Consider the following 598-nt stretch of genomic DNA (forward strand, 5'->3'; position numbering starts at 1 on the left):
CAGGGAGCCTTCCACAGGCTTACGCTCCCAGGTGATGGCGCGGGCCCGCTCTCCCCCCTCATCCGGGAGGATCTCGATCCGGTAGTGCTGCGCGGCGCCGCGACTCTTCTCCTTGAGCCGGCCGATGCGCTCCCAAAGCTTGTCGATGCGTTTCTGGGTGCGGGGCTTGGAGAGCCCCTCGGAGAGCTTGCGCAATTCGCTTTCGAAACGCTCGGCGAAACGGCGAGCGATTCCCTCCTCCTTGCGCGCCCGCCGCTCGGAGTGGCAATACAGGCGGACCTCCCGCCCATCCTCCGACAACGTCCGTGAGAGATGAACCTGCTCCTCGCCCGCTGTCTCGATCGTGACGGCCGTCCGGGCATCAAACTCCCGGTGCCGTTCCCGGCTGACCACCAGGTAACGGTAGCCACCCTCGCGTAACCACGCGAGATTCTCCTCGGTCGCGATCCCGCGATCCATGACGACCAAGGCACCGGTTGGAGCCTGGAGACCGCGCAACATCGTCTCCAGGGTCCGCCCCTCAACGACGTTCCCGGCAAACACCTCCGAACGGCGGACAAAGCCGCTGCCATCGAGCACCAGGCCCAACGTGAGCAGC

At 66.1% G+C, this 598-nt stretch carries 1 protein-coding gene; it reads right to left on the reverse strand.

All coding sequences use genetic code 11. From position 1 onward, the window contains the following. Positions 1 to 598 (reverse strand): transposase (locus ACYQ2W_RS26525; protein ID WP_459874116.1); only part of this gene is annotated, 598 nt, incomplete at both ends.

This window comes from Endothiovibrio diazotrophicus (genome assembly GCF_054657215.1).